Annotated in this window: 12 protein-coding genes; 2 read left to right on the top strand and 10 right to left on the bottom strand. The window is 45.6% G+C overall.

What is annotated here, in order from left to right; genetic code table 11:
• Positions 1 to 111: 111 nt before the first annotated feature.
• The 3 genes from MMA19_RS15755 to MMA19_RS15745 all read right to left on the bottom strand — a co-directional run bounded on the left by MMA19_RS15755 (position 112) and on the right by MMA19_RS15745 (position 3121).
• Complete coding sequence (locus MMA19_RS15755; protein WP_006071574.1) at positions 112 to 1101, bottom strand: membrane dipeptidase; 990 nt, start codon at positions 1099 to 1101, stop codon at positions 112 to 114.
• Between the two features lie 82 nt (positions 1102 to 1183).
• Positions 1184 to 2644 (bottom strand): aldehyde dehydrogenase family protein, encoded by a 1461-nt coding sequence (locus MMA19_RS15750; protein ID WP_240206635.1) that lies wholly within the window; start codon positions 2642 to 2644, stop codon positions 1184 to 1186.
• A gap of 78 nt (positions 2645 to 2722) precedes the next feature.
• Complete coding sequence (locus MMA19_RS15745; RefSeq protein ID WP_240206634.1) at positions 2723 to 3121, bottom strand: RidA family protein; 399 nt, start codon at positions 3119 to 3121, stop codon at positions 2723 to 2725.
• A gap of 155 nt (positions 3122 to 3276) precedes the next feature.
• On the opposite strand from MMA19_RS15745, the gene MMA19_RS15740 reads away from it, so the two are divergent.
• Positions 3277 to 4158, top strand: coding sequence for a LysR family transcriptional regulator (locus MMA19_RS15740; protein WP_031494634.1), 882 nt, complete (start codon positions 3277 to 3279; stop codon positions 4156 to 4158).
• A gap of 75 nt (positions 4159 to 4233) precedes the next feature.
• Here MMA19_RS15740 and fucO read toward each other — a convergent pair whose 3' ends face one another.
• From fucO to MMA19_RS15705, 7 genes are all read right to left on the bottom strand, one after another.
• The gene (fucO, locus tag MMA19_RS15735) at positions 4234 to 5382 is read right to left on the bottom strand and encodes a lactaldehyde reductase (protein WP_240206633.1); all 1149 of its coding nucleotides are present in this window, start codon (positions 5380 to 5382) and stop codon (positions 4234 to 4236) included.
• Between the two features lie 39 nt (positions 5383 to 5421).
• Positions 5422 to 6069, bottom strand: coding sequence for an L-fuculose-phosphate aldolase (gene fucA, locus MMA19_RS15730; RefSeq protein WP_038228076.1), 648 nt, complete (start codon positions 6067 to 6069; stop codon positions 5422 to 5424).
• 2 nt (positions 6070 to 6071) lie between these two features.
• Complete coding sequence (gene fucU, locus MMA19_RS15725; protein WP_006071568.1) at positions 6072 to 6512, bottom strand: L-fucose mutarotase; 441 nt, start codon at positions 6510 to 6512, stop codon at positions 6072 to 6074.
• Positions 6505 to 7953, bottom strand: coding sequence for an L-fuculokinase (gene fucK, locus MMA19_RS15720; protein WP_240206632.1), 1449 nt, complete (start codon positions 7951 to 7953; stop codon positions 6505 to 6507). Before fucK ends, fucU begins: the two co-directional genes overlap by 8 nt.
• Positions 7954 to 7991: 38 nt before the next feature.
• Positions 7992 to 9749, bottom strand: coding sequence for an L-fucose isomerase (locus MMA19_RS15715; protein ID WP_240206631.1), 1758 nt, complete (start codon positions 9747 to 9749; stop codon positions 7992 to 7994).
• 29 nt (positions 9750 to 9778) lie between these two features.
• Positions 9779 to 11089 (bottom strand): L-fucose:H+ symporter permease, encoded by a 1311-nt coding sequence (gene fucP, locus MMA19_RS15710; protein ID WP_006071565.1) that lies wholly within the window; start codon positions 11087 to 11089, stop codon positions 9779 to 9781.
• A gap of 79 nt (positions 11090 to 11168) precedes the next feature.
• Positions 11169 to 11939 carry a DeoR/GlpR family DNA-binding transcription regulator gene (locus MMA19_RS15705; protein ID WP_006071564.1) on the bottom strand — a complete coding sequence of 257 codons (771 nt, stop codon included), beginning with the start codon at positions 11937 to 11939 and terminating at the stop codon, positions 11169 to 11171.
• Positions 11940 to 12253: 314 nt separating this feature from the next.
• On the opposite strand from MMA19_RS15705, the gene MMA19_RS15700 reads away from it, so the two are divergent.
• Positions 12254 to 13036 carry an HAD-IIB family hydrolase gene (locus tag MMA19_RS15700; protein WP_240206630.1) on the top strand — a complete coding sequence of 261 codons (783 nt, stop codon included), beginning with the start codon at positions 12254 to 12256 and terminating at the stop codon, positions 13034 to 13036.
• The last annotated feature ends 6 nt before the right edge of the window (positions 13037 to 13042 follow it).

Below are 13042 nucleotides of genomic sequence, written 5' to 3'. Positions count from 1 at the left end.
ACTCTGACTCCAGAAGTTTGTGTTGCTCGCCTTGGGGAAAGCAACCTATGTTGTGTTTAACGCTCACCTATTGTTTTTGTATTGGCGAGCTCTTCCATGTTCGGGTGTACGCTATAGATTTGGCTCCAATCCTTGTTGTAAGAAGTCAAACCAATTAACACCCATAATTTTCCCCGCCTCGACTTCACTAAAGCCATGACGGACTAATCCGTTGTAGATGTTTTCCATTCCTTTGCTGCCGCTGAACCAAGGAAGAGCATCAGGCCAACCTGAGTTAGCAGCCGAGCCTTCGCCATAATCCATGGTTTTTGACCAGCGTCCGTTGCGCATCCACTCCAAAACTTGTTGAGGTTGATTCAGGCAAAGGTCGCTACCGATACCAATGTGGTCGATACCTGCAATATCCGCAGTTTTCTCCACCATTTGGCAGAAATCCTCTAATGAACACTCACTGCCATTGGGTAGATGAAATGGATAAAGGCTAAATCCAATCAGGCCACCACGCTCGGTAAGGGATTTGATCACCGTGTTCGACTTGTTTCGCAGTGCATCATGAGCGAACGTTGGATTGGCATGACTGATACAAATTGGACGAGCAGAAAGGTCTATCGCCTCCAGCGTTGAACGTTCGGCGCTGTGTGACATATCGATGATCATGCCGACACGGTTCATCTCTTCGATGACTTGCTTACCAAAACGGGTGATGCCTGTGTCGTGCTTTTCGTAACACCCTGTCGCTAATAGGCTTTGGTTGTTGTAGGTCAGTTGCATGATGAGCAGCCCTTGACGGCGCATGACTTCAATTAAGCCAATTTCGTCATCAATCGGAGAACAGTTCTGCGCCCCCATAAAAATGCCAACCTTGCCCGATGCCTTTGCAAGCTCGACATCTGCCATGGAATATACCGGCATAATGAGGTCGTCGTTTTGCTCGAAACGAAGGTTCCATTCGGCAAATCGAGTCAGTGTCTCACGTGCATTCTCGTGATAAGCGATAGTAACGTGAACAGCGGTAATGCCGCTGGCTTTGAGCGTTTGAAAATACTCTCTGTCCCAATTGCAGTATTGCAATCCGTCTATGACAATCCCTTGCTGGTACATACCCCACCTCTTGCTGTACTCATTGAATTGGTGTTCAAATTGAGTGACGTCACAACGTCACTCTCTCGGCGTCGTGTGATAATTAGTAAGGGCGTTGGTACGCTGTTTTTACTACGGTATAGAACTCTTTTGCATATTGACCTTGCTCACGAGGACCAAAGCTAGACTCTTTACGACCACCAAACGGTACGTGGTAATCTGTGCCTGCTGTTGGCAAGTTCACCATGGCACAACCGGTTTGGATCTGTTGTTTGAAGACGGCACTGTTTCGCAGGCTTTGTGTGATGATGCCACCCGTTAATCCAAATCGTGTGTCGTTCGCTGTTGCGATTGCTTCGTCAAGGTCGGCAACTCGAATAACGCTCGCCATAGGCGCAAACACCTCTTCTTGGTTCACTTCCCACTCATTCTTAGTGTTCAAGAACAGAGTTGGTGACATGTAGTAACCCTCATGCGCAAGATTCAGACGTTCTCCGCCAAATGCTAGCTCTGCTCCACTTTGACGAGCTTTTTCAATCCACCCAAAGTTTGCCTCTAACTGGTTGCCATCGACGACAGGTCCCATAAAGATGCCTTCTTCAAGTGCGTGGCCTACTTTTAGTTCGCTCATGCGCTTAATGAGTGCTTCAACATATTGGTCATGAATGCCATCCATCACCACAAGACGAGAAGACGCGGTACACTTTTGGCCTGCGCCAGAGAAAGATCCAGCAATCGTCGCCTCTACTGCAATCTGAATATCAGCATCATCGGCAATGACCAGAGCATTTTTGCTACCCATTTCCAACTGGCAACGAACAAAATTCGGGGCGGTTGCGGCTGCCACTTTACGTCCCGTTTCAACAGAACCCGTGAAGCTGACGCCGTTCACATCTGTTGAATTGATCAAAGTGTTACCCACTTCAGAACCACTACCTAACACCAAGTTAAACGTGCCAGCAGGTATGCCTTGACGATGGATAATTTCCGTTAAAGCCACTGCACTCGCTGGAGTAAGATTCGCAGGTTTCCAAATGACGCTGTTACCAAAAGCCAATGCAGGTGCAATCTTCCAAGCCGCCGTTGCTGTTGGGAAGTTCCAAGGGGAAATAATCGCAATCACACCAACGGCTTCACGAGTCACTTCCACCGAAACGCCCGGACGCACTGAATCAGCACTGTCACCTATCTGACGTAACACCTCAGCCGCGAAGTATTGGAAGAATTGACCAGCTCGATAGATTTCACCACGACCTTCTAAAAATGGCTTGCCCTCCTCGCGAGAAAGCAAGGTACCAAGTTCATCGCAGCGTGCTATCAGTTCGTCTCCAATTGCTTGAAGTACCGCTTGCTTGCGTTCAATAGGCGTTTTTTCCCACTCTGGCTGTGCATGTTTAGCTGCGGATATGGCTTGCTGAACCTGCACTTGGCTTGCTTGAGCAAAGTGACCTAGATTTTCAGAAATATCTGATGGGTTAATGTTGGCGATGGTGCTCACACCAGACTGCCACTCCCCTGCGATGTACAAGGCATTTTCAGTTGGAATAGTAAGTTGTTGAGTCATTTGTGCTTTCCTTGTTCTGTAGCTCGCTAGATGAGATCTAGCCGCCAATATTCTGCTTAGTTGATTAGTAAACTGTTGTTACTCTGGTTGCGGCACGGCTGCGTACACAACAAACTCCACCAGCATTTCTTCTCTCGCTAACCCCGCCACGACCATAGCTGCGCGATTTGGATAAGGTGCTTCAAAATACTCTGCATAAACTTCGTTGATGGTTTTGAGGTACTCTCGGTCTGTCACGTAGATCAACACTTGCAGAACTGAATCTAGAGACGAACCTGCACATTCCAGTGTGTGAGAAAGGTTGCTAACTGTCTGACGGGTTTGTGCTTCAATGCCACCATCAACAACAGCTCCAGTATCATCGATAGGGATCTGCGCGGTATATAATGTGCCATTGTTGACGATCGCCCATTCAAGTGGCGCCTTTGAAGCAAATAGAGAAGTTTTAACTGGAGACTTTTGGGTTTGAAAATTCACGAGCAATCCACCATTTGTAACAACTATGTTTCTTAGTGGTTAAATAATGCTACTTGATATTTGATAAATCTAACGGTAAATTTTTTACATTTGATAAGTAAAATCTATCACCTTACAAAAGATACGGTGACAAAAGGGCTTAAGGAAGTGGTCTAATGAGTATCAAACTTCAACAATTGCGGCATTTTGTGATGGTGGTCGAAGAAGGTGGATTCAGAGCGGCCTCAAATAGAGCCAACCGCTCGCAAGCAGCATTATCCACATCAATAAAAGAACTTGAAAAGAACTTAGGTCAGGCGCTGTTTGAATCCGGGAACAAATCTAAACTCACACCATTTGGCGAGATATGTCTGCCCAAAGTAATCCAGTTCCTTAACGTCTATAGTGCATTAGATAATGATTTACGAGCCGCTGCCGCGGGACAACAGGGACGAGTCAGAATCGCCAGTGTCCCCTCTGTCGCTGCTAAGCTGATTCCCAGTGTATTGGGTGCTTTTTGCGAACAATTTCCCAATGTGGAGGTAAGTCTGATTGATGATAACGCCGCTGGTGTCGAAGCACGACTATTGTCAGGGGAAGTCGACTTGGCCCTAGGTAACAGCTCACACCTTGAGGATGGCGCTATCGAGTTTACACCGCTTATCTCAGATCCTATTGGTGTCGTCTGTTTGAAAGACAACCCTATTGCTTCTCAAAACGAAGGCATCGAATGGCAAACTCTGTTACAACAGCCGTTTATCAGAAATGGTACTTGTAAGCTCCTAGACCCAACACCAGCCAGAGCTCTCAGCGAGCAGGCTTTGTATTCCGTCGAAAATATCACCTCTCTTTTCTCTGTATTGGAGCTTGGTATTGGCATTACCACACTGCCAAAACTTGCCTTTCCCACTAATGAAACTCGATTAGTCTGGCTTCCTCTGATCGACCCACCTTTACAAAGGCAAATCGGGATATTTCGCCTTACTGAGCGAACGATTTCCCCTCAAGCACAAGCATTCCATGACTTATGTGTGACTTATTTGAATTATGACGAATAGCGGACATCAAGCACCTACGCAACATTCAAAAGGATGTTCAGAAAAACCTAGCATTGCGCTAGGTTTTTCATTACGTTACATAGCTTGAGCAAATAGCTTAAGGATTTCTTCTCGCGTCGGAACTCTAGGGTTGCCTCCAAGACATGGGTCAGCCAGAGTCTTATCTAACCAAAGAGCAAAATCACTTTCTTGAATGCCTAGCTCTGCTAAGCCATTTGGAATTTGCACGCGCTGTGAAAGCTGACGAATTCTCGCTATCGCAGCTTTCGCCGCAGATTCATCATCTAAGTCCGCAGTACTCGAACCCATAGCTTCGGCAATCGCTCTAAACGGTTGCGGACGTGTTTGAGCATTGAACTCACACACTTCCGGTAACAAGATAGCATTACAAACACCATGAGGAAGGTTATGTGTAGCACCTGGTTGATGAGCCATGGCATGAACCAAACCTAAACCTGCGCTGTTAAACGCCATACCTGCAAGAAACTGAGCACAAGCTAATTGTTCACGCGCCTCTAGATTCTGGCCATCATCTACCGCAACAGGTAACCATTTATTGATGAGGCGAATTGCTTCTAAAGCCGTCGGTTTAGTTAGTGTATGTGCACCGGGTGTAACATAAGCTTCAATGGCATGGGTGAGCGCATCCATACCCGTGCTAGCGGTTACGCTGCTTGGTAATCCCAACATAAGCTCAGGGTCATTAACCGCCAAATCAGGGATCTGTTTGGCATCGATAATCACCATTTTTACTTGCCGTTCTTCGTCAGTAATAACCGAATTAGAGGTCATTTCTGCCGCTGTCCCTGCTGTCGTATTAACCGCGACAAAGTAGTCACCTACAACTCGCACTTTGCCTACACCTTCATAATCACAGATGTCACCGCCATTTGAGGTCACTATGCGTATAGCTTTAGCACAATCTACAGGGCTACCTCCACCTACAGCAATGAAAAAGTCACACTGTTCCTTTTGGTACAGCTCGACCCCTTCTCTTACTAGTGCAGCCGTTGGGTTTGGTGTCACTTTATCGAACAACACATAATCAATGCTGAGCTGCTCCAATTGAGCCAGTAATGAATCAAGAATTCCCAGTTTAACCAGATTCGCATCTGTCACAATAAGCGCAGTGTTAATCGATTGAGCTTGGATCTCTTGTACCGCATCATTAATAGCGCCAGCCCCAGCTAAACTCAACTTGGGTAAATTTAAAGAAAAAGCCATGGTCATTTCCCTCTACATCTTCAATTAGGTTATTGGTAACTACTGCTCAACTCTCAGTCCATATGACTTGAACTTGCCCAAGACCTTTTGCATTTCAGCATCGTCAAGTACAGGGACATCTGGTGTAATCGCCATTGTTTTCAGATAGAGGTCAGCCAATACTTCGACTTCATGTGCTAGCCACAGTGCTTTTTCTAAATTAGCCTCACCCGCAATAAGTCCATGGTGTTGCAGCAAAATGGCTTTGCTGTTTGCCATCCCTTCTTTGACATACTCGGCTAGTTCGTGACTGCCAAAAGTAGCGTAAGGGACACAAGGGATCTCTGTCGCACCCGACGCAGCAACCATATAATGAATCGCTGGGATTGGTTTGTTCAGAATGGATACCGCCGCACAATTAATGGCGTGATTGTGAACTACCGCGTTAACGTCTTCACGAGTTTGATAACAAGTCAGATGGAAGTGCCACTCTGATGACGGTAACTTGCCTTCCTCAAAGAACCCATCATGAGTGACATACACAATATGATCGGGGGTGAGTTTGTCGTATGCGATGCCCGTTGGTGTGATCAACATACCGTTATCAAAACGAACACTGACATTTCCAGCAGTGCCTTGGTTCAACCCAAGTCTTGTCATTTCAAGGCAAGTGTCGATGATTTGTTGCGAAAGTTGTTGTCTGTTCATGCTTATAGTTCCTTAAATTCTGTTACGCCTTTCTTGAGAATGATGTTGCCGTATTTTGCCGTTTCGCCAGTAACGACGACGGCGGCGCAACTTCTCACGCGTTCATAAAAAGCAAATCGTTCGATACGCTCAATCATGGTTGCATCAATGTTGTTAGTGTTTATCGCGGTTAGATAGCGATCCTCAACCGAAGGATCTAACGTATCGCCTTCAACAGCCTGCATCATCGCCAAGGGCTGCTGAACATATTGGTCCAATTCAAATAGTGGGATGATGCCGCTTAGTAGCGTGCTAACTCGAATACCATCAGCCCTAATAACGTTGGAATTAAAGCTCGCAGCCGGAAAATGTGCGTCTGCAAGTAAGATTTCGTCTCCGTGTCCCATGCCTGCTAATGTTGCAATTAACTGCGGAGATAGCGCCGGATGAATTCCTTTAAGCATATTCTGGCTCCTTCTTTGTGCTCATTACGTGATTACGTGGTTCGACTCTCGTTGTCGGCGATTTCATGGCATTTTGAGCCTCAGATAACGAGTTAAAATGACCAACACCGTAAAACGCCACCATTGCAGCTCCAGTTACCGTCGCCTCTGCTTGGTCGACGATTAATAGTGGCTTTTGAATGGCATCGGCACGCAATTGGTTCCAGAGCGTATTCTTTGTCCCTCCACCTACGGCAATAACGGGTAAACTTCCTAAATGGCAACGCTCTGCAAGGTAATCAAAGTTACGTTTGAACTGCAGACTTAATCCTTCAAAAACAGCTCGGGTAATTTGTCCTCTCGTGGTGTGAATAGACAAACCTTCAATGGCACCGTTACCTTGCCCTCCAGCGTCGACAGAAAAATCTGGATTAAAGCGAACATTCCCTGCTCCAGGGCCGGCGGACTCAGCTTCTGAAATCATGATCTGATAAAGTTCGCTGCTGTCTTTTTCCGCTTGATAAAAGTGGTTAACAACCCACTCAATAACAGCGCTGGACAACCATTGGATAGCCGGGTTGTATACCCCTTGAACCGCATCCAATTCGACTGTTAATCCTTTTTCAAGAGAGTCTCTATCCACCTTGGGCTTCGACGAACGAGCCATGAGAATTTCCCATGTACCTGAACTTAAAAACGCTTGGTCTTGTTCAGCACCAGAACCAATTAACGCAAACTGAGTATCATGTCCGGTAGAAACGACTGGAGTCGACTTTGGTAATCCCAACAGCTCAGCCACCTCATCGAGTACCAACCCAACCTGACAACCGGCATCTATTAGGTTCGGAAAGTGCTCAGCACTTAAATCTAGGTATGACAATGTCTTATCATCCCAATTACCATCACCTAGACTTGTTAGCATTGAGGTACCAGCCATGGTTCGATCTGTGGTCAGTTCTCCGGTTAACTTGTGAGTTAGCATCGAGGAAATGAACACAAACTTGTCCATCGATTGATAGATCTTCGGCTCGTTATCTTTAAGCCAACGAAGCTTGTAGAGCGTATTGAAGCTGTAGTCGCCAACCCCATTACTTTGGTAGAGGGCGAGTCTGTCGGTCTCAGTCTCTGCTTGCGACATCACAGGTACCGTTCTCGGACATTTCCAAGAAATAATTGGATAGATTTGTTGAGCGCTTTTCGAATACGGTGCACCATCAACCCCGAACGTGGTTACTGTCACCGCCACTATCTGCTCTGCATTCAGTTGGCTAGTAACCGCGGCGCAGCACCTGACCAGCTTGCTCCATATCTCTGCAAAATCCCACACATGGTATTGGTTTTCAGAACCCGATAACTGAGTGTTGTTTTTGATGTAGTGCGACGCGAGTATTTGTCCGTTATCGGAGACGGCAATGGCTCTAATATTGGTAGCGCCACAATCCAAAACTATTACTACTGACATAACGCGATCCTATAGGCGGGTTTCCCCGCCTTACCTAGTTACTTATATAGAGGGCCAAAGTTGGCACAAGCTCGGTAGTCTTGACCTTCCGCATCCTGACCAAATGCGCTCCAAGTATGCGGGCGGAAAATCTCGCTCGACTCAACGTTATGCATAGACACCGGAATACGTAGCATGGAAGCTAAGGTAATGAGATCCGCCCCGATATGACCATGAGTGATAACGCAGTGGTTCGCACCCCAATTAGCCATGACCGAGTACACGTCTCTAAATGCACCAGTGCCAGTGCCAGTGAGTCTTGGAACAAACCACGTCGTTGGCCATGTTGGGTTGGTACGCTCATTCAACGTATTGTGAACATTTTCAGGAAGCGTGATGGAGTGCCCTTCAGCAATTTGTAACACAGGGCCAACACCCTTAATGAGATTGATTCTGTGCATAGTGAATGGCATGTCACCATGTGTTAGGAAGTTCGAAGAGAAACCGCCTCCACGGAAGTATTCACTTATTGCAGGTGGCCATTGAGTAGCATCTAGGCATTGTTGCGCATCTTCAACCGTCATATCCCAATGAGGCTTGATAACAGGTTTGCCTTGCTCATCTTTTGCTTCGCCACTGCCGTCTAACGCAGCGGAACCGGAGTTAACAAGGTGAATGAAACCAGATTCTGGTTTGTAGCCACTCACTCGTTCTACCGCACTATCAGACCAATAGGTTCGAACATCGCAAAAAACCTGAGCTTGACCGGTAAGCATCTTGCCAAACAGCATGTTTACGCCGTTCAAACTGTCGTTCTCTGTAGCTAGAGCAAACGGTTCACGAAGTCCATTCCAGTCAAAAGACGAGTTAAGGATCGCTTCGCTAAAGTCACCGTTTGGCAAATGATCAGTCCAGTGGCGTTGACCTTGGAAGCCGCCCACTACGGCGTTGTGTCCCATTGCTTCTTCGCCAAAGCCTAACTGCGCTAGTTTAGGGTTACCTATCATGAGATCGCGCATGATCATCGTCATCTTAACGACGGTTTCCCAATCTTGCTGCTTTTGCTCTTCAAGCAACGCTTCGCCGTTATAGTCTTTGCCTTCTTTACAGTTTTCTTTTGTCCATGCTAATGCCAACTCAAACTCATCTTTATCGTAGACTTCACGATCCAAGCGTCGCTTAATTTCAGTCATGTCGACATATTCATTTCTCATTCCCAAATAACGTTGGAAGAAATCTGGATCGACCACCGAACCTGCAATACCCATCGAGACCGAGCCCATGGACAGGTATGACTTGCCTTTGATGGCTGCTACTGTTAAGCCAGCACGGCAGAAACGTAAAATCTTATCCTGAACATCTTGAGGAATAGATGTGTCATCAGCGTCTTGCACCTCTTGCCCATAGATAGAAAAAGCGGGTAAACCAAGCTGAGAATGTCCAGCCATGGCCGCGGCTAAGTACACTGCTCCTGGGCGTTCTGTGCCATTAAAGCCCCAAATCGCTCTGGGCATATGTGGGTCCATATCAATAGTTTCTGTACCATAACACCAGCAAGGTGTAACAGTAATTGAAACCCCTACATTCTCGCGACGAAACTTATCTGCACACGCCGCTGCTTCCGCAACACCGCCTATCGTGCTGTCAGCGATAACACATTCAACCGCAGTGCCACATACATGCTTAATGTTTTCTTCAATGAAAGCAGCGAGGTTCTTCGCCATATTCATAGTTTGAACTTCTAGAGACTCGCGAACGCCCATTTGGCGACCATCAATGGTTGGACGAATACCAATTCTTGTTAGGGTTGTAGTCATAATTTTGTTCTCGTTTCCGTTAAATTGAATTACTGCTTAATTTTGTAGCCGTTAAGGCCGAAGTAGATAAGGTATGCAAAGCCAATTAGAGGGATAATGAAAGCAGCTTGAATACCCATCGAATCTGAAATCTGTCCCATAATGGCGGTGAGTACTGCGCCACCTAAGATAGCCATAATCAGACAGCTACCTCCGAATTTTGAATCACTGCCAAGGTCACGAAGTGATAGACCGAAGATTGTTGGGAACATCAATGACATACATGCTGAGATACCAACTAAAGCGTAAGCACCAACCACGCCACCAACAGTCATCAGCATTAGCACTAGAACAGAGGCTACCAATGCGAGTGCTGCTAATAGTTTCTCCGGTGCGATGTACTTCATTAAACCAACGCATACGAATCTAAAGACACTAAAAGTAATGATTGATACCAACAGGTAAGTGGATGCTTCCGCTTCAGTGCCGCCGACTTGAGTCATCACATAACGAATCGTCCACGACCAACAGCCAATCTGACAACCAACATAAAAGAACTGACCGATCACGCCTTTGACAAAGTGTTTTTTCTGCATCAGGCGACCAAATGTGGCGCGGATAGACATGTCTAAGTCGCTCTCAGCAACCGTGTCTTTTGCTGCCGGCATCTTAGTGAACGCAATCGCTAACCAAACAAAGACAATCACCGCCGCCACCATGAGATATGGCATCATTACTGCGTTCAGCTCAGATGTTTGAATCGCAGACAACTCTGCTGAACTCATAGCGGCGCGTTCAACATCCGTTGCCGGGTTCAATTGAGATAAGATATACACCTTACCGATCACTACCCCAGTAATAGAGCCCACAGGGTTAAAGGCTTGAGCAATGTTTAAACGTCGTGTTGCCGTCTCTTCCGGTCCCATCGCGATAATGTAAGGATTGGCACTGGTCTCAAGGATGGATAGACCACCCGCAAGCACAAACAGCGCCATTAGAAATGGTAGGTATTGCATTGCTTGGGCTGCCGGGTAGAACAGGATAGCTCCGCAAGCGAATAGACCTAATCCCAGTAGCACTCCCGCTTTATAGCTATAACGTTGAATAAAAAGAGCAGCAGGAAGAGCCAGTACAAAATAGGCTCCGTAAAAGGCGGTTTGTACCAAGCCTGATTGCATATCGGTTAATGTAAAGACCTTTCTAAATTGAGCGATCAATACGTCGGTCATATTGTTTGCCAGTCCCCATAAAGCAAAACATGAGGTAAGCAAGATAAACGGTATTAAAATACTCTTAGGTATGACTTCAGAGTTTCCTTTCTTTGATCCACGGTCCGTGGTGGATATTAGTACGTCGGTCATTTTCTTTTCCTTTAGATATACTGTACCCTCCAAATTAATGTTGGATACTGTTTCACGTTATTGGATTAAACTAATTATTTTATATTGGTGTTATCGTGTGTTTATTTGGATTTGAAATTGAATTCATATCACCATGAATATCACTTTCAATTTCCGCATTGGAAATCAATATATCGATTTCACAAAAATCACATATTTTTAATAAACTTCGTTTCTTGTATTTATTTTTATCCGCAATAAGAATATTCTTGCTCGACACTTGGATGAGCGTCTTTTTTATCTCGTAATTGTATTCATTCGAATCCCACACACCACTATGTTCATCAAAGCCCACACACGAGATTACACTCAGGTCAAGCGCCATTTCCTGCAAAGTATTTTTGGCAATCAAACCATAGAATGATTTATATTTTTCTGAGTAGTGACCACCTAAGCTAATAATCGTTATATTCTTTTTCCCAGATAGGACACTAATATTATTCAACGAGTTGGTTACAATCGTACAACGAATATCAGGTAATGCTTGAGCAACTAGCCAACTTGAAGAACTAGCGTCTAAACCGATAACGGCACCTTCATAAATATGCTCAATAACCTGTTTAGCCAAATCTTGTTTGTCTTGCATATTGCTTGAGGCTCGATTAGTAAACGACGTTCCTTCATCAATATAACGCTTACTTATAGCGCCACCATGAGTACGAATTAATTCACCTTTTTTATCTAGCGTTTTAAGGTCTCGACGAATTGTTTCCACCGACACATTTAATTCCGATGCCAAGTCTTGAACTGAAACTTGACCAACCTTTGAAATTAAACCCAAGATAAAATTCGCTCTGGTAATTGCTTGCATCGTTTCCTACTACCAACTGCTTTGCTGTTATTAACAGATTAATCGAAAAGGCCAAAAAAACTACGACCCAGCTCACACTAGATTTTTCAGTGACCACTTTTGCCCGATTGTTTGGTTTACCACACAAAAAACGGGCATTGACTGTGGGAAACGGGCATAAGCGGCGGAAACCAGACATACATTGTGACATTTGAGTGTGTTCCAACGCTTCAAACGTCATATAGGCATAGCTAAATCTACCTACGTCACTGCATAATTTTGCCGTTTTGGTACTATTGAAAACACGATAAAAAGTACAATTGAGAATAGAAAGTATGACCAATCCACTCTCTTCAGAATGGAAGCAGATCAACTGGGTCCTGACCGATGTTGATGACACCTTAACGTGGGATGGCTCCTTGCCTCCTGACACTCTCATCGCCCTACAGTCTCTGCGAGATAATGGCATCAAAGTGGTGGCGGTGACTGGTGCTTGTGCAGGATGGTGTGACCATATTGCTCAGTTGTGGCCAGTGGATGCGGCACTCGGAGAAAATGGTGCATTCTTGTTGGAAAAGAAAGATGGCGCGTTACAAATCACCACCGAGCGACCTTTGGAGCAGATTCGCGCAGATCAAGCCAAACTCAAGCAGCAAGTACTGGATATATTGAGCGATTTTCCTGATTTAGCGTTAACTCTCGACCAATCCTATCGATTATGCGAAGTTGCCATTGATATTGGTCAGAACCGTGAGCCTGTAGATCCGAACATTGTTCAACAGGTACTGACTCGAATCCATGCTTTGGGTGCGCATGCTACTGCAAGTTCTATTCATATTAATGCTTGGTATGGTGACCACTCTAAACGCCACTCATCTCTCAGCTTCCTGAAAGGCAAAGGCATTGAGGGCCATAAAGTTGATGAGCAGTGCTGCTATGTAGGGGACTCTCTTAATGATCAATTGATGTTTGAGCGCTTACCTCTCACCGTGGGTGTGGCCAACATTACGCACTATTGGGATAAGTTAGAACATAAACCTAGCCTTGTGATGACTAAGCCGGGTGGCTTCGGATTTGCTGAGTTTGCCGAGAAACTGATTGCGCTCAAGCAAAGTTAATAGCAA

The sequence above is a fragment of the Vibrio sp. CyArs1 genome, from assembly GCF_022432925.1.
Classification (GTDB): domain Bacteria; phylum Pseudomonadota; class Gammaproteobacteria; order Enterobacterales; family Vibrionaceae; genus Vibrio; species Vibrio mediterranei.
The sequence above is the reverse complement of the archived record's forward strand: the minus strand, read 5'-3'. Positions and strand labels throughout refer to the sequence as shown.

What these genes read in the sequence shown, in the direction of transcription:
- MMA19_RS15755 (WP_006071574.1), bottom strand. Translation starts at nt 1,101, where the DNA reads ATGTACCAGCAAGGGATTGTCATAGACGGATTGCAATACTGCAATTGG.
- MMA19_RS15750 (WP_240206635.1), bottom strand. Translation starts at nt 2,644, where the DNA reads ATGACTCAACAACTTACTATTCCAACTGAAAATGCCTTGTACATCGCA.
- MMA19_RS15740 (WP_031494634.1), top strand. Translation starts at nt 3,277, where the DNA reads ATGAGTATCAAACTTCAACAATTGCGGCATTTTGTGATGGTGGTCGAA.
- fucO (WP_240206633.1), bottom strand. Translation starts at nt 5,382, where the DNA reads ATGGCTTTTTCTTTAAATTTACCCAAGTTGAGTTTAGCTGGGGCTGGC.
- fucA (WP_038228076.1), bottom strand. Translation starts at nt 6,069, where the DNA reads ATGAACAGACAACAACTTTCGCAACAAATCATCGACACTTGCCTTGAA.
- fucU (WP_006071568.1), bottom strand. Translation starts at nt 6,512, where the DNA reads ATGCTTAAAGGAATTCATCCGGCGCTATCTCCGCAGTTAATTGCAACA.
- fucK (WP_240206632.1), bottom strand. Translation starts at nt 7,953, where the DNA reads ATGTCAGTAGTAATAGTTTTGGATTGTGGCGCTACCAATATTAGAGCC.
- MMA19_RS15715 (WP_240206631.1), bottom strand. Translation starts at nt 9,749, where the DNA reads ATGACTACAACCCTAACAAGAATTGGTATTCGTCCAACCATTGATGGT.
- fucP (WP_006071565.1), bottom strand. Translation starts at nt 11,089, where the DNA reads ATGACCGACGTACTAATATCCACCACGGACCGTGGATCAAAGAAAGGA.
- MMA19_RS15705 (WP_006071564.1), bottom strand. Translation starts at nt 11,939, where the DNA reads ATGCAAGCAATTACCAGAGCGAATTTTATCTTGGGTTTAATTTCAAAG.
- MMA19_RS15700 (WP_240206630.1), top strand. Translation starts at nt 12,254, where the DNA reads ATGACCAATCCACTCTCTTCAGAATGGAAGCAGATCAACTGGGTCCTG.